Origin of the sequence: Mycolicibacter algericus DSM 45454, from assembly GCF_002086455.1 — a bacterium.
Classification (GTDB): domain Bacteria; phylum Actinomycetota; class Actinomycetes; order Mycobacteriales; family Mycobacteriaceae; genus Mycobacterium; species Mycobacterium algericum.
In genome coordinates, this window is sequence record NZ_MVHC01000002.1 from 325,617 (window position 1) to 348,029 (window position 22,413).

The 22,413-nt window shown below is 68.0% G+C and carries 15 protein-coding genes and 1 tRNA gene; 4 read left to right on the forward strand and 12 right to left on the reverse strand.

Going from position 1 to position 22,413, the window contains the following annotated elements:
• Position 1 precedes the first annotated feature (1 nt).
• The 5 genes from BST10_RS03350 to BST10_RS03370 form a co-directional block, all read right to left on the reverse strand.
• Positions 2 to 430 carry an acyl-CoA thioesterase gene (locus BST10_RS03350; protein WP_013828369.1) on the reverse strand — a complete coding sequence of 143 codons (429 nt, stop codon included), beginning with the start codon at positions 428 to 430 and terminating at the stop codon, positions 2 to 4.
• Positions 427 to 5,289, reverse strand: a complete 4,863-nt coding sequence (locus BST10_RS03355; protein ID WP_083036363.1) for an NAD-glutamate dehydrogenase — start codon at positions 5,287 to 5,289, stop codon at positions 427 to 429. Before BST10_RS03355 ends, BST10_RS03350 begins: the two co-directional genes overlap by 4 nt.
• A gap of 54 nt (positions 5,290 to 5,343) precedes the next feature.
• Positions 5,344 to 7,020 carry an energy-dependent translational throttle protein EttA gene (gene ettA / locus BST10_RS03360; RefSeq protein ID WP_013828367.1) on the reverse strand — a complete coding sequence of 559 codons (1,677 nt, stop codon included), beginning with the start codon at positions 7,018 to 7,020 and terminating at the stop codon, positions 5,344 to 5,346.
• Between the two features lie 82 nt (positions 7,021 to 7,102).
• Positions 7,103 to 7,567: a single-stranded DNA-binding protein gene (locus BST10_RS03365; protein WP_013828366.1), complete on the reverse strand. Its 465-nt coding sequence runs from the start codon at positions 7,565 to 7,567 to the stop codon at positions 7,103 to 7,105.
• Positions 7,568 to 7,722: 155 nt separating this feature from the next.
• Positions 7,723 to 8,334 (reverse strand): LppX_LprAFG lipoprotein, encoded by a 612-nt coding sequence (locus tag BST10_RS03370; protein WP_232062640.1) that lies wholly within the window; start codon positions 8,332 to 8,334, stop codon positions 7,723 to 7,725.
• On the opposite strand from BST10_RS03370, the gene BST10_RS23685 reads away from it, so the two are divergent.
• Positions 8,225 to 8,647 (forward strand): hypothetical protein, encoded by a 423-nt coding sequence (locus BST10_RS23685; protein WP_232062729.1) that lies wholly within the window; start codon positions 8,225 to 8,227, stop codon positions 8,645 to 8,647. The two genes, BST10_RS03370 and BST10_RS23685, sit on opposite strands and share 110 nt — an antisense overlap.
• A gap of 114 nt (positions 8,648 to 8,761) precedes the next feature.
• Positions 8,762 to 10,108: an MFS transporter gene (locus BST10_RS03375; protein WP_083036398.1), complete on the forward strand. Its 1,347-nt coding sequence runs from the start codon at positions 8,762 to 8,764 to the stop codon at positions 10,106 to 10,108.
• A 2-nt stretch (positions 10,109 to 10,110) separates the two neighbouring features.
• Here the strand turns inward: BST10_RS03375 and BST10_RS03380 are convergent, their stop codons facing one another.
• Genes BST10_RS03380 through BST10_RS03395 form a run of 4 tightly spaced genes read right to left on the reverse strand, consistent with a single transcriptional unit; the run spans position 10,111 to position 17,619 of the window.
• Positions 10,111 to 12,120: a bifunctional copper resistance protein CopD/cytochrome c oxidase assembly protein gene (locus tag BST10_RS03380; protein WP_083036364.1), complete on the reverse strand. Its 2,010-nt coding sequence runs from the start codon at positions 12,118 to 12,120 to the stop codon at positions 10,111 to 10,113.
• A gap of 53 nt (positions 12,121 to 12,173) precedes the next feature.
• Positions 12,174 to 14,537 carry a glycerol-3-phosphate 1-O-acyltransferase gene (locus BST10_RS03385; RefSeq protein ID WP_083036365.1) on the reverse strand — a complete coding sequence of 788 codons (2,364 nt, stop codon included), beginning with the start codon at positions 14,535 to 14,537 and terminating at the stop codon, positions 12,174 to 12,176.
• Positions 14,534 to 16,174, reverse strand: coding sequence for an HAD-IB family hydrolase/lysophospholipid acyltransferase family protein (locus BST10_RS03390; protein ID WP_013828360.1), 1,641 nt, complete (start codon positions 16,172 to 16,174; stop codon positions 14,534 to 14,536). The genes BST10_RS03385 and BST10_RS03390 overlap by 4 nt, the downstream gene beginning before the upstream one ends.
• Complete coding sequence (locus BST10_RS03395; RefSeq protein WP_013828359.1) at positions 16,171 to 17,619, reverse strand: wax ester/triacylglycerol synthase family O-acyltransferase; 1,449 nt, start codon at positions 17,617 to 17,619, stop codon at positions 16,171 to 16,173. Before BST10_RS03395 ends, BST10_RS03390 begins: the two co-directional genes overlap by 4 nt.
• A 344-nt stretch (positions 17,620 to 17,963) precedes the next feature.
• Between BST10_RS03395 and BST10_RS03400 the strand changes: the two genes are divergently transcribed.
• Positions 17,964 to 18,040 (forward strand) — tRNA-Arg (locus tag BST10_RS03400).
• 209 nt (positions 18,041 to 18,249) lie between these two features.
• On the forward strand, positions 18,250 to 19,008 hold the full coding sequence (locus BST10_RS03405) for an enoyl-CoA hydratase (RefSeq protein ID WP_083036366.1): 759 nt from the start codon (positions 18,250 to 18,252) through the stop codon (positions 19,006 to 19,008).
• Between the two features lie 4 nt (positions 19,009 to 19,012).
• Here the strand turns inward: BST10_RS03405 and BST10_RS03410 are convergent, their stop codons facing one another.
• From BST10_RS03410 to pdhA, 3 genes are read right to left on the reverse strand one after another with little or no spacing between them, the layout of a single operon-like run.
• Entirely contained in the window at positions 19,013 to 20,215 is a 1,203-nt protein-coding gene (locus BST10_RS03410; protein WP_083036367.1) for a dihydrolipoamide acetyltransferase family protein, read from the reverse strand.
• Entirely contained in the window at positions 20,212 to 21,261 is a 1,050-nt protein-coding gene (locus BST10_RS03415) for an alpha-ketoacid dehydrogenase subunit beta (RefSeq protein ID WP_013828355.1), read from the reverse strand. Before BST10_RS03415 ends, BST10_RS03410 begins: the two co-directional genes overlap by 4 nt.
• Positions 21,261 to 22,355 carry a pyruvate dehydrogenase (acetyl-transferring) E1 component subunit alpha gene (gene pdhA / locus BST10_RS03420; RefSeq protein WP_083036368.1) on the reverse strand — a complete coding sequence of 365 codons (1,095 nt, stop codon included), beginning with the start codon at positions 22,353 to 22,355 and terminating at the stop codon, positions 21,261 to 21,263. Before pdhA ends, BST10_RS03415 begins: the two co-directional genes overlap by 1 nt.
• Positions 22,356 to 22,413 lie beyond the last annotated feature (58 nt).

A 22,413-nucleotide genomic window follows, 5' to 3' on the forward strand; every position in this document is an offset into this window, starting at 1 on the left:
CTCAGCGCGTCCAGCGCTGCAGGTACTCGCGGTGCTGCGGCGAGAGCCGCACCAGCTTCTGCTCGTCGATGCTGAAAGCGGCCAACTGGCTTTCGGCGACCACCGCCGGTTTCGAATCCGGTGCGGCACTCACCGAGCGCACCTCGTAGCCGATGGTGAAGTCGACGGTCCGCAGCCGCGAGATCCACATCGTCACCTGCAGCGGCGAGTCCGTCAGCCGCAGCTGTCCTTTGTAGGTGACCTTCACCTCGGCGATCAGCAGGCCCACGCTGGTGATGTCGACCGCGAAGGCCGGTGACAGGAACGGCACCCGCGCCTCTTCGAGGATGGTGACCATGGTCGCGTGGTTGACGTGCTGGTACATGTCGATGTCCGACCAGCGCACCGGAACCGCTGCGACGAACCCGGTGGCGGCCGTTGAACCGGTCATGACGCCGATCCCCGGCCGCTGGCCCGGGTCATGCTGCGGAGCTGCCGCGCGGCCACCGACAATGCGGCCAGATCCCGCTGGTCGGATTGGTCGATCTGGGTCAACGTGCGCCGCGCCCGTTCCACCCGTGACCCGTTGGTCGATTCCCATTCGGTGATTTTCTGCATCCCGTCCTCGTCCGGTTCGCCGACCGCCAGCACGTCCAAGCACAGCGACCGCACCGAATTGTAGATGTCGTCACGGATCGCCAACCGCGCCAAGGCATGCCAGCGGTCAGTCCGCGGTAACTGCGCCACCGCGGTCAGCAGTCCGTCGGTGCCGAGCCGGTCCATCAGCGCGAAGTAGGTGTCGGCGACCTCGGCGGGGTCGCGCTCGGTGATGTCGGCGACATCGATGACGTCGAGCAGGCTGTAGCGGTACAGACCCATGGCGACGAGGGCGGCAAGATCCTCGGGCACGCCCAGATCACGGAACTCACCGGTGTGCTTGGCGACGATGGCGGCGTCGGCGCCGCGCAGCCATTCCGACATCCGCGGCGTCAACTGCCCGACCTGCTCGGCGAACCGGTTGATCTCGGCCCCCACCGCCAGCGGTTGCGGACGGTAGTTGAGCAGCCAGCGCCCGGCGCGGTCGATGAGCCGACGCAGATCCAGCGTCATCCGGTCGCAGACCGCCACCGGAAGTCCGTCCTGCTCGCCGGCCGCCCGGATCCGGCGCCACAGCTCGCCCACCCCGAAGATCGCGTCGGTCGCCACGTAGGCACGTACCGCGTCGGTCAGCTCGACACCCACGTCCTCGGTGATCCGGAAGGCGTAAGTGATGCCGGCGGTGTCCACCACGTCGTTGATCAGCATGGTGGTCACGATCTCGCGGCGCAGCTGATGCGAGCGGATCTCGGGTGCGAACCGCTGCTGCAGCACGAGCGGGAAGTACTGCGGCAACCGCGCCGCGAACACGTCCTGGTCCGGCATGTCGGTTGCCAGCACCGCCGCCTTGAGGGTCAACTTGACGTGCGCCATCAGCGTGGCCAGCTCCGGTGACGCCAGGCCCAGCCCGGCTTCGGAGCGCCGGGCGATCTCCTTCTCCGACGGCAGCGCCTCCAGCTCGCGGTTCAGACCGCGGTCGGCCACCAGATGCCGGATCTGGTCGGCATGCACCGGCAGCAGGCTGGCCGCATTGGCCCGGCTGGTGCCCATCAGGTCGTTCTGTGCGGTGTTGTCGGCCAGCACCAGCGCACTGACTTCCTCGGTCATCGACGCCAGCAGCTGCGGCCTGTCGACGGGGTCGAGCTTGCCGAGCGTGACCAGCGAGTCGATCAGAATCTTGATGTTGACCTCGTGGTCGGAGCAGTCGACACCGGCCGAGTTGTCCAGCGCGTCGGTGTTGATCCGGCCGCCGGCCAGGTCGAACTCGACGCGGCCCAGCGGTGTGACACCGAGGTTCCCGCCTTCGCCGATCACCTTGGCGCGCACCTGGTTTCCGTTCACGCGGACCAGATCGTTGGCGCGATCGCCGACGTCGCTGTCGGATTCGGCCTCGGCCTTGATGTAGGTTCCGATGCCGCCGTTGAACAACAGGTCCACCGGCGCGCACAAGATCGCCCGGATCAGCGCGGGCGGGTTCAGTTCGGTGACTCCCTCGTCCAGGCCCAGCACCGCTCGCACCTGCGGGCTGATCGGCACCGATTTCAGCTCGCGCGGATAGACGCCGCCGCCGGCACTGATCAGCGCCTTGTCGTAGTCGTCCCAACTGGATCGGGGCAAGTCGAACAGCCGCTGCCGCTCGGCGAAGGACCGGGCCGCATCCGGGTCCGGGTCCAAGAAGATGTGCCGGTGGTCGAACGCGGCCAGCAACCGGATGTGTTCGCTGCGCAGCATTCCGTTGCCGAACACGTCGCCGCTCATGTCCCCGATGCCGACGACGGTGAAGTCCTGGGTCTGGGTGTCGACCCCCATCTCGCGGAAGTGCCGCTTGACCGATTCCCAGGCGCCCTTGGCGGTGATGCCCATTTCCTTGTGGTCGTAGCCGACCGATCCACCGGAGGCGAACGCATCGCCGAGCCAGTAGCCGTAGGACTGCGCGACCTCGTTGGCGATGTCGGAGAAACTGGCGGTGCCCTTGTCGGCGGCGACCACCAGGTAAGCGTCGTCGCCGTCGCGACGCACCACCTCCGGGGGCGCGCTGACGGCGTGGGTGACGTGGTCGACGTTGTCGGTGACGTCGAGCATGCCCGAGATCAGCAGCCTGTAGCAGGCAATGCCCTCCTGGCGGGTGGCATCACGGTCGGCGCCGGGGTCGCCGGTGGGCATCGGGGGGCGTTTGACCACGAATCCGCCCTTGGCGCCGACCGGGACGATGACGGCGTTCTTGACCTCTTGGGCCTTGACCAGTCCGAGGATCTCGGTGCGATAGTCCTCACGGCGGTCCGACCAGCGCAGCCCACCGCGAGAGACGAACCCGAATCGCAGGTGCACCCCTTCGACGCGGGGAGAGTAGACAAAGATCTCGAATTTGGGCCGCGGTAGCGGCAATTCGTCGATCAATTGGGCGTCCAGTTTGAGCGCCAAGACATTTTGGGCGCGAGCCGAGTCGGCGCGTGTCACGAAGTAGTTGGTGCGCAAGGTGGCCTGGATCAGCGAAGCGAACGCGCGCAGCACCCGGTCGGTGTCCAGGCTGACCACGGCGTCGATATCGGCTGCCACCTCGGCGGCCGCCGCCTGCGCATCGCGGCTGCGAGACGATCGGGACGGGTCGAACAACGCCTCGAACAACGCCACCAACGCCCGCGCGGTGCCGGGGCGCTCATTGAGCACCGAGGCGATGTGGCTCTCGCTATAGGGAAAACGCGCCTGGCGCAGGTATTTGGCGTAGCCGCGCAGCACCACCACCTGCTGCCAGGCCAGGCCGGCCCGTAGCACCAACTCGTTGAACCGGTCGACCTCGACACGGCCCTCCCAGATCGCGGTGACCCCGTCGGCGAAGCGTCGCTGGGCGGCGTCGCGTTCGGCGCCGGTTGCCGGAATCTCAATGCTGGGGTGCGGCGACAGCTTGAACTTGTAGATCCACACGGTCAGACCGTCGGTGCGGGTGACGGTGAACGGCCGCTCCTCGAGCACCACCACACCCATGGACTGCAGCATCGGCAGCAGCTGACTCAACGAGGCACCACGCCCGCCGAGGAACCACGTCAACGGGACCGCGTCGCCCGTGCCGTAATCGGAGACCACCAATCGGACCGAGCCGTCGGCCACCGCCTCGATGATCGCGATGTCCGCGACGGCTTCGGCCGGTGTCACGGCCTGCTTGTAAGTCTCGGTGAACGCCGCCGCGTAGTGCTGCGCCTGCTGCTCCACCGGGGTTCCGCCCGCCGCGCCGACCATCCGGTCCGCCCAGGTGCGGCTGGCCTCGGTCAACCGCGCCTGGATCCGTACTCGGTTGGCCTCGGAGGTGTCGACGGTGCGCGCCTTCGGGTCATCGGGCAGCCGGACCATGAAATGGATCAGCGCCCAGGGGGCTTCGCTAACCCGGGCGCTGTACTCCACGCCGACGCCACCGAACTCGGCGGCCAGGATCTCCTCCATCTGCAGCCGAACCGGGGTGGTATAGCGGTCACGCGGCAGGTACACCAGGCACGACACGAAGCGCCCGGTCCGGTCGCCCCGCAGGAACAGCAACGCGCCGCGCCGCGAGCCCAGATTGGCAACGGCCATCGCCATATTCAGCAGCTGCTCGGAGCTGATCGCGAAAAGCTCTGAGCGCGGGACGGTTTGGATGATGTCGAGCAGCAACTGGCCCGGGTGACCCGGCTCGCTCTCCGAGAGCGCCAGTGCGTGGCGCACGGTCCGGGAGATGACCGGGATCTTGAAGACATCAGCGTTCATGGCGCCGGCGGTGAACAGCCCGACGAAACGGTGCGCGACGATGTCCGCACCGGTGTTCTCCCGGATCACCACCACGTAGGTGTGTGAGCCGAAACGCATGTAGCTGGGCACGGTGGCCTGTGCCAGGGTCAGCAGATCATCACCGGTGAGCATGGGCCGCACCGACTTCCGCGTCTGCAGCACGCCCAGCCGGTCGGCGTCGTCCACCAGCACCTGCCCGTCACGGACGACGCCGCGTTGGTAGCCGAGCAGCACGAAGTGCCCGTCGGCCAGCCAGCGCAGCAGCGCGGCGACATCGTCGCGGTCCGGCGCGGTGTAGTGCCCCTGCGCGTTGGTTTCGACGTCCCCGGCCAGGGTGTAGAGCGCATCGTGCATCGCCTGCGAGTCCGCGGCGACCTGGCGGACGTCGGCCATCACGTGGGGCAGCAGCTGTTCGGCCTCGGCCAGCGCTTCGCGGCTGACCGACGGTGAGAGCTGAACATGAATCCAGGTCTCGCCGGCCGAACCGTCTGCCGACTTGTCGCCGTCCGAGGGTTTCGGTGCGACCCAGCGCAGTTCACCGTCGGCGTCGCGGCCCACGGTGAACACCGGCGTCATGATGCCGGTGTAGGCCACCCCCAGCCGGTGAAGCAGCACCGCTACGGAATCCACCAACATGCCGGCATGCCCGGTGACCGCTTGCAGGGCCGGGCCGAAACCGGCCGCGTCGTCGGCGGCGTAGACGCCGACCCGGGTTTCACCGGCAGGCCGGTGTTGCGCCAGCCGGGCGTGGGCCGCCAGCAACGACGGTGTCACGACAGCCGCTGCCCGGCCGGCCGAATCCTCACCGGACCGGTCGTCGCCGGTCAGCGCATCGCTGTGTGGGCCCCGGTAGGTGGCGACATAGGCGCCCACGACCCAGTCGGGGATGTCGTGTGGCTGAGCGGGATCGGGAAACGTCGTCCATGCGGCTGTCCGCCGCTCGGTGGATTCCGTCATCCCCACCCCTCCTGAGCACGTGTCAGCTCCGGCAGCGCCGCTACCGGCCTCACACTAGTCGCGGGTGAGTCTGCGGTGGGTCACTCGATGCGGACGCGCCGCCTCGGCTCCGAGGCGTTCGATCTTGTTCTCCTCGTAGGCGCCGAAGTTGCCTTCGAACCAGAACCACTTGGCCTCATCATCCGCATCGCCTTCCCAGGCCAGGATGTGGGTGCAGGTGCGGTCGAGGAACCAACGGTCGTGGGAGATCACCACCGCACAGCCCGGGAAGTTCACCAGCGCATTCTCCAGCGAACCCAGGGTTTCGACGTCCAGGTCGTTGGTCGGCTCGTCGAGCAGGATCAGGTTGCCGCCCTCTTTGAGGGTCAGCGCCAGGTTCAGCCGGTTGCGTTCGCCGCCGGAGAGCACCCCGGCCGGCTTCTGCTGGTCGGGGCCTTTGAAGCCGAACGCCGACACGTAGGCGCGCGACGGGATCTCGTTCTGCCCGACCTGGATGTGGTCGAGCCCATCGGAGACCACCTCCCAGACCGTCTTCTTCGGGTCGATGCCCGCCCGGGATTGGTCGACGTAGCTCAGCTTGACGGTCTCGCCGACCTTGACCGTGCCGCTGTCGGGTTCCTCGAGGCCGACGATGGTCTTGAACAGCGTGGTTTTGCCGACACCGTTGGGGCCGATCACGCCGACGATGCCGTTGCGGGGCAGCGTGAACGACAGGTCCTTGATCAACATCCGGCCGCCGAACCCCTTGTCGAGGTGTTCGACCTCCACCACCTGGCTGCCCAGCCGCGGCCCGGTCGGGATCTGGATCTCCTCGAAGTCGAGTTTGCGGGTCTTCTCGGCCTCGGCCACCATCTCCTCGTAGCGCTGCAGGCGGGCCTTGTTCTTGGCCTGGCGGGCCTTGGCGCCCGACCGCACCCAGGCCAGCTCCTCTTGCAGCCGCTTCTGCAGCTTGGCGTCCTTGCGGCCGGCCACCGCGATGCGCTCGGCCTTCTTCTCCAGATAGGTCGAGTAGTTGCCCTCGTAGGGGTAGGCCCGGCCGCGGTCGAGCTCGAGAATCCATTCCGCCACGTTGTCGAGGAAGTAGCGGTCGTGGGTCACCGCCAGGATCGCGCCCGGGTAGCTGGCCAGGTGCGATTCCAGCCACTGCACACTCTCGGCGTCGAGGTGGTTGGTGGGCTCGTCGAGCAGCAGCAGATCGGGCTTGGACAGCAACAGCTTGCACAGCGCGACGCGGCGCCGCTCACCACCGGAGAGGTTGGTCACCGGCTCGTCGGGCGGCGGGCAGCGCAGCGCGTCCATGGCCTGCTCGAGCTGAGAGTCGATGTCCCACGCGTTGGCGTGGTCGAGTTCCTCCTGCAGCCGGCCCATCTCCTCCATCAGTTCGTCGGAGTAGTCGGTGGCCATCAGTTCGGCGACTTCGTTGAACCGGTCCAGCTTGACCTTGATGTCGCCGAGGCCCTCCTCGACGTTGCCGCGGACCGTCTTCTCCTCGTTCAGCGGCGGCTCCTGTTGGAGGATGCCGACGCTGGCTCCCGGAGACAGGAACGCGTCGCCATTGTTGGGGGTGTCCAGACCCGCCATGATCCGCAAGACGCTCGACTTGCCGGCCCCGTTCGGGCCGACCACACCGATCTTGGCGCCCGGCAGGAAACTCAACGTGACGTCGTCGAGGATGACCTTGTCGCCGTGCGCCTTGCGGACCTTCCTCATCGTGTAGATGAACTCAGCCATACCGCGGTGTCGCCTCCTGGTCTCGCGAATTTGCTCGCGGCCCATCCTAGGGGGTCGAGCCAGCGCGGCCGTCGGGCGCTGGTCAGGCGGTCAGCGCCATCCCATCGTCGGCGTCGGCTTCGTCGGCGCCGGCGTCGGGACCCCCGGCTTCCTCGGGTGCGGCGGCAGCCGGCGGATTGTCGGGCCCGGCGGCGATGATCTTCTCCACGCGGGCCGCGCATCGCGCCAGATTCGGGCCGACCGCGGTCGCGCGCAGCTCCACCGATGAGCGGCGGTTGCCGTCCTTGTCGTCGTATTCGCTGGTGAAGACGTCTCCGACCACGATCACCGGCAATCCCTTGCTCAGCGAGGCACCCACCCCGGTGACCAGCCGGTCCCAGCAGGTGACCGTCATGAACAGCGAGTTTCCGGGCTCCCAGTTGCCGTCGGCGGTGCGTTTGCGCGAGTTGCTGGCCACCCGGAACTTGATCAGCTCGTGCTCCCCCACCCGTCGGCGGATCGGGTCGGTCACGACGTTGCCGATGATGGTCAGAGGTGTTTCGTACATGGCAGGTTTTCCTTCCTGGTTGCGGCGGACGTGATCAGCCCGCCGGGTGCTGCACCCATTGAGCCCGCAGCACCCGACAACCAGGGCGGGCCGACCGTGGCTGTCACGGCCGGCTGTGGAAGGGATACGAACTGGGGATAAGCCCGACAGCGGTGCTACACCCGCGGCTTGCCGACGTTCACCGGCGCATTCCAATTCGAGAAGGTGATCACAACGGACTCATCGGCACCGGACGCCAGCTTGAGCGCAACCAGGTGATGATCACCGGTCTCCTGGATCCAGACCGTGCACGACGTCCGTTTGGTGGCCTGCAACTGCGGCACGATCTTCTTCGCCGCGCGGGCCGACACCTGGCCGCTGATCCGCACGGTGTGCACTTCGTCAGTGCCGAGATCGATCGTCTCGCGGCCCTCGACCTCCGGGTCGATGAACTCGGTCAGCATCTCGGCGAGTCCGGTATCCGGGCTCAGGATCGACGCCACGTCGTAGAAGTTCGCGGCAGGCCCGTAGTCGATCCACCGGCCATCATCTTGCGACACGTAGAGGTCGCCCCCGAACACCACGAACTCCACGTAAGCCGGAGCCCCCCGGTACCTGATCTTGGCGTAGCCCTTCGCCGCCTCGGCGGGCTGCCGGGTCACGTCGCCGTCGAGCGCGGTGATCGCCATGTTCTCGATACTGCTGCTCGCCGACAGACTCAGGTGCGCGCTGTCGACTGCTGCGGTGGTGACGCTGGACTCCTTGAGAATCGCCGCGGCGGTCGGCAGTGGCTCGCTGGCCTTTTTCGAGGACGTGGGCGACGGCTTCGAGGACGTGGCCGATTCCGTGGGCGATTCCGCAGCCGACGGTTCGGGGGCCGACGAGGTCGTCGGCGCGGAGGTCGGCGCGGTGGTCGACGGGACTGTCGAGGTGACAGCAGACGACGAAACCGACGGCGCGGTTGGAGGGGTGGACGAGCAACCGGCGACCAGGGCAGCGGCGGCACTCGCAACAGTCAGTACGGCGGGAAGCCTGCGCATGCCCGCCATGCTAGGTGCCCGCGAACCGGCGGACCCGGCAGGGGGCACCGTGCGGCGATGAAACCGTTGGTATACCTTGCTTGCGGTGGATACCAAAGGCCAGTCCGGCAGCGGTGCACACACCGACCGCAGCACATGGGCACGCGACGAAATCCGGGTCTCGGACCCGAAAGCCATGCAACGCTCGATTGCCGGCACTGCTGTCGGCAACTTCATGGAGTGGTACGACTTCGGCATCTACGGCTTCCTCGCCACCACACTCGCGCAGGTCTTCTACCCCGGCGACAGCTCCAGCGCGGTAGGCCTGATCGCCACATTCGGCACCTTGGCGGCGGCTTTCGCGGTGCGGCCGTTCGGCGGGATATTCTTCGGCGCACTCGGTGACCGCATCGGCCGCAAGAAGGTCCTGATCATGACCGTCTCGCTGATGGCGATCGGCACCACGATCACGGGACTGCTGCCGTCCTACGAGGCGATCGGGATCTGGGCTCCGATCCTGCTGATCATCACCAAGCTGATGCAGGGCTTCTCCACCGGCGGCGAGTACGTCGGCGCGATGACTTATGTCAGCGAACACGCCCCGGACCGCAGCCGCGGTGCGCTGACCGGATATCTGCCGTTGGGCACCCTGGGCGGCTACATCACCGGTGCCGGCGTGGTCACGCTGATCCAATCCCAGCTGCCGGTGTCCGACATGCTGCACTGGGGCTGGCGAGTCCCCTTCCTGCTGGGGGTGCCGCTGGCCATCGTCACGCTGTACATGCGGCTGCGCATCGATGAATCACCGGCCTTTGAAGAGCTGGGGCAGGCCGGTGAGGACAACTCGGCGGCCGGCGAAACCGGGTGGCAGCAGTTCCGGCAGACCGTCGTGGGACAGCGCCGAGGACTGCTGATCTGCATGGGCCTGGTGCTGGCGGAGAACGTCACCAACTACATGCTCACCGGATACCTGCCGACGTACTTCAAACAGGTCGGCGGTATCAGCGGCAGCCGCGGGCTGACGATGATCGTGGTGGCCTTGGTGATGATGTTGATCGTCGTGATGCCACTGGCCAGATTGTCCGACCGCATCGGCCGCAAGCCGCTGCTGTGGACCGGCAGCAGCCTACTGATCTTCGGCTCCGTGCCGGCGTTCCTGCTGATCCGCCACGGCGGAAACTATCCGACGCGGCTGCTCGGTGTGTTGCTCATCGGGCTGATGCTGGTGTGCTTCAACAGCACCACACCGTCGACGCTGCCCGCGTTGTTCCCCACCCAGGTGCGCTTTTTCGCGGTGGCCATCGGATTCAACATCTCGGTCTCGTTGTTCGGTGGTACCACTCCGCTGGTCGCCGAGACGCTGGTCTCGGGAACCGGCAACGTGATGTTGCCGGCCTTCATCCTGATGGCCGCGGGCGTCGTGGGCGCGATCACGCTGTGGTTCACGCCCGAGACGGCCGGGAAGGTACTGCCGGGCTCGGGCCCGTCGGTGGCAACCGAGCAGGAAGCCGACGCCATCGCCCGGACCGGATTGCGCGAATAGCGTCAGTGCCGCCCGAGGGCGTCGCGGCGAGCCACCTCGGCCAGCATCGCGTTGTAGGCGGCCAGCTCGGCGTCGTCGTCCCGGTCGGCGGACCGGTCCGTCCGTTTCGCGGTCCGGCTATCACTGCGATGCCACTGCACCAAGAGCGCGATCATCACCATCACCAGCGGCAATTCACCTGCAGCCCAAGTGATTCCCCCACCCAGGTGCTGATCTCCGGCCAGGTCGGTGTGCCAGGGTAACCCCAGGCTGGCGTAGAACCACTCACCCAACACCTTGTGCATGCCCATCAGCAGCACCCCGAAGAAGCCGTGCATCGGCAGCGAAGCGAACACCACCGCCAGTCTGGCCAGCGGTGAAATCGGCCGCGGTGTGGGATCCACCCCGATCACGACCCAGTAGAAGAGGTAGCCGCTGAGCATGAAGTGCACGTTCATCGCGACGTGCCCCGCGTGGCTGCCGACGATCGAGTCGAAGATGGTGGAAAAGTACAGCCCGTAGAAGCCGGCGACGAAGATCACCGCCGCGATGATCGGGTTGGTGAGGAATCGCGAGACCCGGCTGTGCAGTGCCGCCAACAACCATTCCCGCATCCCGGGCGGTTCGCCGCGCCCGGCAGCCGGCAACGCCCGCAGCGCCAACGTGGTCGGCCCGCCCAGCACCAGCAGGATCGGCACCAGCATCGACAACAGCATGTGCACGACCATGTGCATGCTGAACATCGCCGGCATGTAGCGCCCGGTTCCCGACGAGGTGGCGACGAGCAGCGTCGCACAGCCCAGCAGCCAAGCCGTGGTGCGGCCCGCCGGCCAGGCGTCGCCGCGGCGTCGCAGGCGCAGCACCCCGGCCAGGTAGACGGCCGCCAGCACCACCGCGGCGGTGCCGAAGATCACGTCGAACCGCCAGTCGAACAGGATCCGCGCCACGGTGGGCGGGCCGGCGAAGTCGTAGCCGATCTTCACCATCGGCACCGACGGATTCAGTACCGGCGGTGGCGGCGGTGGGGTGCGCCCCAGTCCGACCGCGATCCCGAAGGTCGCCGCGAGGATGCCGGCCTCGACCAGGGCCAGCCGGATCAGCGCAGCGCTCGACGGTGGGTCCGTCTGCAGCGCCGCGACCCCACTGCGCCGCTGCTGCCAGCCCAGCACACCGAGCAGGCACAGCGCGACGAATTTGGCCAGCACCAGTCGGCCGTACTCGCTGGTCAGTAAATCCGACGGGGCGACGCGCACCAGGGCATTGAGCACCCCGGACAATCCCATGGCCACAAAGCACCACAGCGCCACCGCGGAGAACCGCCGAGCCGCCAGACCGGCGTGTTCACCGCCGCGCAGCGCGTGTACCAACAGCGCGAACAGGCCGCCGGCCCACAACCCAGCGGCGACCAGGTGGATCAGCAGGCTGTTGGTGGCCAGGTCGTGGGAGCCGCCGGCCGCCGAGTGCCCGGTCAGACCCAGCGGGACGAGGGTGAACAGCGAACCCGCCAGCAGCACCGGCGTCCAGGACCAGCGCAGCACCGACAGGCTGACCAAGGTCACCGCCGCGGCGAGGGCTGCCGTCCATCGCCACGCGGACGCGGTGTTGATCATCCCGGTCAGCGACCAGGTGGTGGCCGGATTCAGGAACTCCGACAGCGGGTGTCCGGAGACATCGGAGATGGTCAGCGGGACCAGCAGCGCCGCGCACACCGCCCAGATCCCCGACGCCACGGCGCCCAGCCGCAGGGCGCGGTAGCCGGCGACGTCGAGCACACCGCTGGATTGTGGCGGCACCAGGAACGCGGCGAGCAGAAACGAGCCGACCGCCAAGACCGCGGCGATCTCGCCGACCGCCCGCACGAACGGCAGGCCCAGGGTGGTCACCGGACCCGGATCGGGCAGGCCGGTCACGGTCAGGGCATCGGCCAAGGACAGCGCGGCGATCGCGGCGGCGGTACCGCCGGCCAGGATCGCCACCCCGGCCAGCACCGGCACGAACTTGGCCGAGCGGGCGCGGGCCGCAGCAGAGGTCATGGTCCCAGCGTATGGTGCGCTCCCGAAACTCCGCGTAGCGAGGCGCCGCGGCGCTATTGGCCGGCCACTCCGCGCCGATGCCGGCGCATCTCGGTGTCTCTGGCGGCGAATGCCTGCCGGGCGATCCGGGCGATGTGGTCGGAGTCCTTCAGGATGCTGCGCAATTCGGCCCGGAACGCCCGGCGGCGCTCGGCCAGGTCCGGGGTGTTCTCCAACAGCTTCTGGTCGGCGACGACTTGGCATGCCGTGGCGAACAGCAAGGTGGACACCGACTCACTGCTGCGGACCCGCCCCTGCGCCACATACTGCCGGCCGACTCCCAGGGCCGACTGGGTCAGTTCCTGCTCGCCGATGTCGGGCGGCGCATCGCAGAGCACGTCGGCGACGATCTCGTAGGCCTCGAAGAAAACCCGCAGCATGACATCGGAGGTCACCGGGGTCTTCTCCGACAGAATCCCGTCGACCTCGGCGCCACCGGCGGCGACCCGCGACTCCCAGTCGGAGAACCAGGACATCTCCTCGGCGATGTTGTCGCGGAACGTGGCCGAGTCGGCGAAGTAGAAATCGAACTTCAGCAAGTCCCGCAACCGCATCGCCTGCGTCCAGAACGCGTCGAGCCGGTCACCTCCGCCGCGACGGGCGTGGGCCAGTGCCAGCTCGACGATCGAGGTCTCCAGGAAGGCGTGGATGACCGAGTTGCGGTAGAACGAGGCGGCGTGCTCGTCCTCGGGGGCGATCCGCCACACCGACTCGCGGCCCCCGTCGACGCGAGTCACCGGATGCCCGTTGGACATCGCGTCGACCGCCGCGCGCACCCCGTCGCGGCTGCGCAGCCGCAGCGCACTGGTGGAGATCGGGGTCTGCTTGCGTTCCAGGAAGTCCAGGCCGTCTTGCAGCGAATGGTGGATCTGGTCCAGCGTCAACGCCAGCCCGTGAGTGGTCAACAGCAGCGCCGACACCAGGCCGGTGGCACTGATCGGGGTGACGCGCTGAATGCGCCAGGCCACCTCGATGGCCATCTTCTGCATGGCCAGCCGCTTGGCATCCGGGTCGGTCGCCGCGGGGCCGTCGGGGGCACCGAGGTACTGGCGCATCGACACCGCCTCGGGGAAACGCACGTAGATCTTGCCGTAGTTGCGTTCGCCCTGCGCCTTGATGAACCGGTAGAGCCAGCGAGCCCCCTCCGGGGTCTTCTCCCCGCCGCGGGCGTAGGCGGCATATTCGTCAGTCTCGTGCAACTGGTCGAAGCTGATCGAAACACCTTGCAGCAGAACATCCTCGGTGCGGTCATCCAGGTAGGCGTCGGCGACGTAGGTCATCAACCCGAGCTTGGGCGGCAGCATCTTGCCGGTGCGCGACCGGGTTCCCTCGATGGACCAGCTCAGGTTGAACCGTTTCTCCATCACGTAGCCGACGTACTCCTTGAGCACGTACTTGTAGAGCGGGTTGTTGCCGATGCTGCGCCGGATGAAGATCACCCCGGACCGGCGCAGTAGCGGTCCCATCAATCCGAAAGACAGGTTGATTCCGGCGAATACGTGGACCGGCGGCAGCCGGTTCTCGGCCATCGCGACCGGCATGACCGCGCCGTCGATGTAGGAGCGGTGGGAGAACAGCAGCACCGCGGGGTGACTTTCCAGCGCGGTGCGCAGCGCGGCCACCTGATACTCGTCGTAGTCGATCTCGGGGTCGAACCCGCGGCTGAGCATCCGGGTCAGCACACCGACCAGGTCGACGGAGACGCGACTCCACCCGGTGGACAGCTCGTCGAGCATTTTGCCCGCCTCTTCGAGCGTGGCGCCGGGAATTGCCTTGAGTCCCTCGCGAAATCGGGTGGACGCCAAGATCTCCGGCTTCACCAGCCGAGGTGACTTGTACTGTGGTCCCAGGATCCGGTACTCGGCACGTTCCAGCGCCAGCACCGCCCGCCGGGTGACGAAGTGCGCGAAGTCGCGCGGGTTGTCGCCGACGGTGTTCTCGCTCCACTGCTCACGCAGGTGGGCGACGCTGGCCGGCTCGCCGGCGACCACCCGGGCCAGCGTCGAGTCGGTGCGCACGATCTGGCGTTGCTGACGCTCACCGGGCCGGTATGGGTTGCGGCCGGGCAGCAGCGCGGCCACCCGGGACAGCGCTGACGCTCCGGCACGCGGCATCCAGAACACCCGCACCGGCAGGATCGAGCGCTGTTCGTCGCGTTCGAGCTGTCCCACCAGCCGAGCCATCGTCGATGGCGGTCTGTCCGGTTCGAGCGGAAACAGCTCGGCGTGTACTTCGGGATTCGCCTGCCGATACCGATCCAACCAATCCCGGACCAGGCCCGCCTCCACCTCCGATGACACGAACGCCAGCACCAGCGTGTCGCCGGTCATGATGGACCCGGAGTGGTCAGCGGGGTCGGTGGCCGGTGATGTCGTCACTGCACCTCTTTCGGGCCGGCGGTCTTCTTCGCCTTCGGCGCCGCCGTCTTCTTGGCGGCAGCCTTCTTGGCCGGCGCCTTCTTGGCCGGCGTCTTCTTGGCCGGCGCGTTCTTGGCGGCGGCCTTCTCGGCCGCGGCCTTCTTGGCCGGCTTGGGCGACCACTGCGGCAACTCGTCGACCGGCCAGTCGGCCAGCGTGTCCAGATAGAGCTGCCGGATCTCCGCGATCCGGTCGGCCAGGTTGTCGACTGTCCAGTCCTCGACCGAGATCGCCGGGAACACCGCGACATCGACGGTGCCGGGGTTGGCGGTCATCGAGTCTCGGGCGGCGACCACCTCGGCGTTGCGGATCACGATCGGCACGATCGGAATCCCCGCCGCCATCGCGATACGGAACGGCCCCTTTTTGAACGGCCCTACCCCGGTGGTGTCGACGCGGGTGCCCTCGGGGGCGATCACCACCGACAGTCCCCGCTTGGCGCGTTCCTCGACCTCGTGTAGTGATTCCACCGCGGACGCCGCGTCGTCCCGGTCGATGAACACCATCTCGGTCAGCTTTCCCAGCGGGCCGGCGATCGGGTCACGCTCGAGCTCGCGTTTGCCGACGCTGACCCAGTTGTCGCGCACCAGCGACGCGGTGATGACGGGATCGACCTGGTTGCGGTGATTGAAGATGAACACGGCCGGCCGGTTCGCGGTGAGGTTCTCCTTGCCGATCACGTTGAGCCGCACGCCGTTAAGGCTCAGCAGCAGATTCGGGAAGAAGGCCGTGAAAAAGTTGACGCCGCGGCGCCGGCTGCCGCTCAACAGGCCCAGCCCGATCGCGCCGGCGCCCACCGGCACCATCGATCCCAACGCGGCAAGATTGCGCAGTTGACCGACGACGCCACTGCCGCGGCTGCTGAACCGCAAGATCGGCCAGCCCCGCTTGTGCGCGACCGAGGCCATCTTGCCTTCGGGGTTGGTCGGCCTGGGGTTTCCGACCAGATGCATCAACGCGACGTCCTCGTCGCCGTCGGCGTAGAAGTAACTGTCCTGCAGATCGATGTCGTGTTCGGCGGCGAACTTCTGCACCGCGGCGGCTTTTCCCGGCCCCCAGAGGATCGGTTCGGCCACATCCCCGGTGAGCACACCGTTCTCGTCGGTGACGAAGGCATTGGTGAGCGTGTTGGTGATACCGAGGAAGCGGGCGACCGGTTCGACCTGGATGGTCAGCGCGGAGGAACTCAACACCACGGTGTGCCCGCGGGCCTGATGGGCGCGCACCACTTCGCGCATCTCCGGGTAGATCCGACCGGCGATCTTCTGCACGAACAACCGCTCACCGATCTCGTCGAGATCACTGATCGAGCGGCCCCGCAATGCCGACGAGGCTTTGGTGATGAGTTGCTCGAATTCGATGCGGCCGAGTTGGTGGTTGAGCCCGGCCTGGATCATGCCGAACAGCTCCCCGATCCCCATGTCACGGCTGCGGACTCGTTCCCGGGTGAGGATGACAGCGGTAAACCCGGCCACCAGGGTGCCGTCGAGATCGAAGAAGGCGCCGATCTTGGGACCGGGCGCGCTGGCGGCGATCTCGGCCACCGAGCCGGGCAGCCGCATGTCACGGGGTGGCTGCGGTGTCTGGGCGTCGGTCATGATTCGGCACCCGGATCAAACGACGCTGCCACGCAGCGCGGCGCAGGCTCACCGGCAAGCGCCAACACCTCGTCGAACCCCTGGACCAGGCATGCGCCGAACAGCTTCTCGTCGCGCACCGCCGCGCGGTCGTAGCGGACCGTGATGGTGCACTCACCGCCACGCGAGATCAGCACCACCATCATCGCCACGCCGGGAAGCGGGCCGATTCCATAGTGCCGCAGCACTTTCGCTCCGGCGATGTAGGTGTCACCGGGATAGAACGCCACATTGCTGGCCTGTACATCGGCACCGACGACGGACTCGGTCATCTTCTCCAGGACCGGCGTCGGGATAACACTCAACAGCGGCGCGACGGAGCCGATCACGTCCATTGCGGGCTCTTCACGCCGTCGCGTCATCTGGGACCGGATCCGCTTCATCCGCTCCACCGGGTCGGCGACCCCGATCGGAGCGGCCAGATTCACCCCGGTGAACCGATTGCCGCCGGCAGGATCGGCCTCGGCGCGCAGGTTCACCGGAATGGCCATGGGCAACGTGGCGATCGGGACACCCAGTGCCCGGTGGTAGCGTCCCAGCGCACCGGAGAGCGCGGCCAGGTAGGCATCGTTGATCGACCCGCCGCCCGCCTTGGCGGCGCGGTGCAGATCCGACAGCCGGATGTCGATCGCCTGGGTGCGGCTGGTGAGGCTGCGCCGCCGCAGCAGCGGTGAGGGTTCTGCCGCCTGACTCATCACCCGCGCACTCGACCGGGCGTAGCCGATGGCGCCGGCCACCGCCGACAACGGGTCACGCACCGTGCGGGTCGCCATCGACAGCGCACCGAACAGCACGTCGCGGGTACCGCCGAGCACCGTCGCGGGCAGCTGGTTGATGCCGTCACGCATCAGGTCGTTGGCCGACAGGTCCTGCGGTACCGGTTGCGGCGGCATCGCGCGGGCGGGCGGATCGCGTTCCAGGTCGTAGATCTGTCCGAACATCGCAGCGCCGCCGACGCCGTCGGTGACGGCGTGACTCAGGTGCAGCAACGTGGCGGCCCGCCCGCCGTCCAGCCCCTCCACCAGGGTGGCCGACCACAGCGGCCGCTGAATGTCCAGCGGCGATTGCAGGCTCACCTCGGCCAGGTCGAGCACTTCGCGCAGCCCACCGGGTTCGGGCACCCGCAGCCGGCGCACGTGAAAATCGAGGTTGAAGTCGGGGTCCACCACCCAGCGCGGCGCCGCGGTAGGCAGCGTCGGCACCACCACCTTCTGGCGCAACCGCAGCACCCGCCGGGAAACGTTCTCGAACAGGCCCCGGAAACGATTCCAGTCCGGGGTGGTGTCGAGCAGCTCCAAGCCCATGATTCCTGAACGGGTGCGCGGGTTGGCCTCGCCGCGGTGCAACAGATAGTCGACGGCCCCGAGTTCGGTGGGCAGGCCCGCGGCATCGACGAGGTCACCCACGGGGCGCTCCCGACACCGGTTCACCGCCCGGACCTGCCCGGCGTACCGACGCTACGACCACCACGTGCCCCTCCTGATTCCCACTGTTCACGAGCACCATTCAACGCTAATCGTTTGGCTATGGCGACGGGTGTCGATTGTCCAGATCAGGCCTTCGGTGGGCAAAACGAAATACTCTGCTGGCCGGGTGAATTGGAAACGCCGCCCCACGACACCGCAGGTGGTCGTGCCGAATGAGCGCACTCATCGACCGTGGCAACCGGCCGAACACCGGGTGCGAACCGGACCGGCATTGCACGACCATCCCCGATCCGCTGCGATCAGCCGATAAACTGGGTTGCATTGCCTCCGTAGCTCAGGTGGATAGAGCACATGACTTCTAATCTTGTGGTCGCAGGTTCGAGTCCTGCCGGGGGCGCCATCCGACCAGGCAAAGCGCTCCGCCGCTTGGTCGCGTGACATTCCGCCGGAGAACGGCGAAGATACCGGTAAAACCGGGAAAGGTAGGCTCATGAGCCACGAACGTACGATCATCCTCTACACCGTCTTCATGATCGCGCTGGTGGTGGCGTCCGCGGTGATCATCGCCTGGGTCGCCTGACCGGTTCGCACCGGATACCGTCATCGTCGATGACACAATCCGATCTCGTCTTGTTCAGCGTCACTGAGCGGGTGGCGTTGATCACCGTCAATGATCCCGGCCGCCGCAACGCGGTCACCGGCGTGATGTCGGCGCAGTTGCGGGCTGCGGTGCAGCGGGCCGAAGCCGATCCGAACGTGCACGCGGTGGTGGTCACCGGCGCGGGGCGGGCGTTCTGCGCCGGCGCTGACCTGTCGGCCCTCGGGGCCGCCACCGAGGACGGCCTGCTGGCGCTCTACGACGGCTTCATGGCGGTCGCACAGTGCACGCTGCCCACCGTCGCCGCGGTCAACGGCGCCGCCGTGGGCGCCGGGCTGAATCTGGCACTGGCGGCCGACGTGCGGATCGCCGGCCCGGCAGCCGTGTTCGACGCCCGGTTCCAGCAATTGGGTCTGCATCCCGGAGGCGGCGCCACCTGGATGCTGCATCGGGCGGTGGGACCGCAGGTCGCCCGGGCGGCACTGTTGTTCGGTATGCGTTTCGACGCCCAGGCCGCCGTGCAGCACGGGTTGGCCCTGCACGTCGCCGACGACCCGGTCGACGCGGCGATCACGTTGGCCGCCGGGCCGGCGTCGGCTCCGCGGGAGGTGGTGTTGGCGACCAAAGCCACGATGCGCGCCACGGCGAGTCCCGGCGCGGTCGAGGGCGAGCAGCACGAGTTCGCCAAGCGCACCGAGCTGGGTCCGCAGGCGGCGACCGTGGAGTCACCGGAGTTCGCGTCTCGGCTGGCCGCCGCGCGACGTCGCTGATCGGCTACAGGTCCAGCAGCGCGGTATCGGGATGTTCGATCAGATCGCGTAGCGCACACAGGAATTCGGCGACCTGCGCACCGTCGGCGATTCGGTGGTCGAACGCACAGGTCAACGTCATCTGCGGGCGGACCACGACGGCGTCGTCGATGGCCACCGGCCGCGGTTTCAGCGAACCCATGCCCAGGATCGCCGCCTCGGGGTAGTTGATCACCGGCACCCCGTCGTCGATGCCGAGGGCGCCGAAGTTGGAGACGGTGAACGTCGATCCCTGCAGTTCGGCCGGTTGAAGGCTACCGGCACGAGCGCCGGCGATGAGCCGCGTCACGCAGTCGGCGAGTTCCCGGGTGGTCTTGCGGTGCGCGTCGAACACCACCGGGACCAGCAGGCCACGCGGGGTGGCCACCCCGAATCCGAGGTGGATGGCGCGGTGGGCGCGCACCTGGGGGCCTCCCGGCGAGTCGACCCAGGTCGCATTGAGCACCGGATGACGGGTCAGGGCGAGGATCAGCAGTCGCAGCGTCAGTGTGAACGGCGTGATCGATGTGCCGTCGGCGTCGTCGGCGAGACGGTCGCGCAGCTGCAGCAAGTTGGCACAGTCCACCTGTACGGCGGCATGGGCATCCGGGATCCTGCTGCGGGCCATGGCCATTCGTTGTGCCATCGCAGCCTGCACCGGACTCACCGGGCGCAACTCGTCGGCCGGCCGATCGCCGGTCGCCGCGGCCAGCACGCCGTCGGTGGTGATCACGCCGCGCGGTCCCGGTGGCACGCCGCCCAGGTCCACGCCCAGCTCGGCGGCGAGCTTGCGGGCGCCCGGCTTGGCTTTGGGCCGGGGGGAGCTCGCGCAGGCTCGGCGGCTGGTGTCGACGGTGTCGTCGGCGCCGTAGCCGACCAGCACCGGCGTGCGCACCGGCGGAGCCGCTTCAACGGGCTGGGTCGAAGACTCAGCCGCCGTACCGGTGTCGATTCGCACCAGCGGCGCCCCGACCGCGAGCACGTCACCCTCGGCACCGCCGAGTTCGACGATCCGGCCGGCGTACGGGCTGGGAATCTCCACTTCGGCTTTGGCCGTCTCCACCGAGCACAGCGTCTGGTTGAGTTCCACCTCGTCGCCGACGGCCACCTCCCAGCGGGTCACCGTGAGCTCTTCGAGTCCCTCACCCAGGTCGGGAACCGCGAACGTCTGGATCTGTGCTGGGCTCACGGCGCCTCCAGGACGCGCTGCACGCAGTCCAGCAGCCGGTCGGGTCCCGGAAGCCACAGCCGCTCCAGCCGGGCCGGCGGGTACGGGGTGTCGAATCCGGTGGCGCGCAACACCGGCGCCTCCAGTTCGTAGAACAGTTCCTCCTGAATACGGGCCGCCAGCTCGGCACCGTAGCCGAGGTTGCGCGGGCCCTCGTGCAGCACCACGCATCGGCCGGTGCGCCGTACCGATGCCGCGACGGTGTCGAAGTCGAGCGGGACCAGCGACCGCAGGTCGACCACTTCCAGGCTCCACCCGTGTTGCCGCGCACCGATTTCGGCCGCCGCCAGCGCGGTGGCCACTCCGCCACCGTAGGTCAGCACGGTGACGTCGGTACCGGTCCGGCGCACCGCGGCGCGACCGATGCCCGGCTGCGGGCGAGCGGTGTCGACGGTGCCGCGGGCCCAGTACCGCCGCTTCGGCTCCAGGAAGATCACCGGGTCGGGCGCGGAGATGGCATGCCGCAGCAGCCAGTAGGCGTCCGACGGGTCGGCGGGAACCACGACTTTCAGCCCCGCGGTGTGAGCCCAGTAGGTTTCGGTGGACTCCGAATGGTGTTCGGCCGCACCGATTCCGCCGAATGACGGGATTCGCACGGTGACCGGCATCGGTATCTCGCCGCGGGTCCGGGTCCGGTACTTAGCCAGGTGGCTGACCATTTGATCCAGCGCCGGGTAACTGAATCCGTCGAACTGGATCTCGGGAACGGGCACGAAGCCGCGCACCGCCAGTCCGACGGCGATCCCGATCATCGCGGACTCGGCCAGCGGAGTATCGAAACAGCGTTGCTCGCCGAAGGTTTCGGCCAGGCCTTCGGTCACCCGGAACACGCCGCCCTGCACCCCGACGTCGGTGCCGAACACCAACACCTTCGGATCGGCGTCCATCGCGTCCCGCAGCGCCCGGTTGAGCGCCTGCACCATCGTCAGCTGCTCGGCGCCGGGGTTCGACCCGGCGGTAGGGGCCGTAGCCGGCGAGCGGGTGGGCGGTTCGAGGATCTGGGTCATCAGCGCTCCCTGGCCAGCTCGGCACGCAGCGCGCGGCGCTGCTGCTGCAGCTCCGGGGTGAGGTCGGCGAAGACCGAGGTGAACACCTCGTCGACGTCGAAATCGGCCGCGCCGACCGTCGCGTCCCGCAACTCGGTGCGCAGCCGCTGCGCCCGGGCCGCGACCCGGTCCTCGAGCCGCTGTGTCCATACGCCGGCGTTGCGCAAATAGCTGCGGTAACGCGGGATCGGGTCGAGCGCCGTCCAGCGCTCGTGTTCGGCGCTGCTGCGGTAACGCGTTGGATCGTCGGAGGTGGTGTGCGGACCGATCCGGTAGGTGACGGCCTCGACCAGGGTGGGGCCGCCGCCGGTGCGGGCCCGCTCGGCCGCTTCGGCCATCACCGCATAACAGGCCAACGGATCGTTGCCGTCCACCCGGATTCCGGGCATCCCGTAGCCGATTGCCTTGTGCGCCAGCGACGGAGCAGCGGTCTGACGATGCAGCGGCACCGAGATCGCCCACTGGTTGTTCTGCACGAAGAACACGCACGGAGCCGCGAACACCGCGGCGAAGTTCAGCGCCTCATGGACGTCTCCCTCGCTGGTGGCACCGTCGCCGACGAACGCGACGGTGACCGAGTCCTCGCCGAGGCGTTGCGCGCCCATCGCCGCGCCCACGGCGTGCAGCGCCTGGGTGCCGATCGGAACCGAGATCGGCGCACAGCATTTCGCGGTGAATTCCAGTCCGCCGTTCCATGTTCCGCGCCAGGCGGCCGCCAGGTTCCACGCCGGGATACCCCGGGCGACGAACACTCCCAGCTCGCGATACTGCGGGAACAGCCAGTCGGTCTTGCGCAGGCATGCGGTGGCGCCGATCTGAGCCGCCTCTTGTCCGCGACAGGATGCGTAGAGCGCCAGTTCCCCTTGGCGCTGCAGGTTGACCAGTTCAGTGTCGAGCTCGCGGGTGAGCGCCATCAGTTCGTAGAGCCAGCACAGCGTTTCGTCGGGCAGGTCACGGCTGTAGCGATTCTCGGCGGTCGGTGCGCCGTCCGGCCCGATCACCTGCACAGGCTCGAGGGCGACCTGGGGACCGGTGATGCCTGGCAGCTGGCCCATGCGAGCCTCCTTGTGACGCTGCTCTCATTATGCCAGCGAACCCGCGATTGCCCGGTGA

Coding starts and splice junctions, on each gene's coding strand:
- BST10_RS03350 (WP_013828369.1), bottom strand. CDS start 430: ATGACCGGTTCAACGGCCGCCACCGGGTTCGTCGCAGCGGTTCCGGTG.
- BST10_RS03355 (WP_083036363.1), bottom strand. CDS start 5,289: ATGACGGAATCCACCGAGCGGCGGACAGCCGCATGGACGACGTTTCCC.
- ettA (WP_013828367.1), bottom strand. CDS start 7,020: ATGGCTGAGTTCATCTACACGATGAGGAAGGTCCGCAAGGCGCACGGC.
- BST10_RS03365 (WP_013828366.1), bottom strand. CDS start 7,567: ATGTACGAAACACCTCTGACCATCATCGGCAACGTCGTGACCGACCCG.
- BST10_RS03375 (WP_083036398.1), top strand. CDS start 8,762: ATGCAACGCTCGATTGCCGGCACTGCTGTCGGCAACTTCATGGAGTGG.
- BST10_RS03380 (WP_083036364.1), bottom strand. CDS start 12,120: ATGACCTCTGCTGCGGCCCGCGCCCGCTCGGCCAAGTTCGTGCCGGTG.
- BST10_RS03390 (WP_013828360.1), bottom strand. CDS start 16,174: ATGACCGACGCCCAGACACCGCAGCCACCCCGTGACATGCGGCTGCCC.
- BST10_RS03405 (WP_083036366.1), top strand. CDS start 18,250: ATGACACAATCCGATCTCGTCTTGTTCAGCGTCACTGAGCGGGTGGCG.
- BST10_RS03415 (WP_013828355.1), bottom strand. CDS start 21,261: ATGACCCAGATCCTCGAACCGCCCACCCGCTCGCCGGCTACGGCCCCT.
- pdhA (WP_083036368.1), bottom strand. CDS start 22,355: ATGGGCCAGCTGCCAGGCATCACCGGTCCCCAGGTCGCCCTCGAGCCT.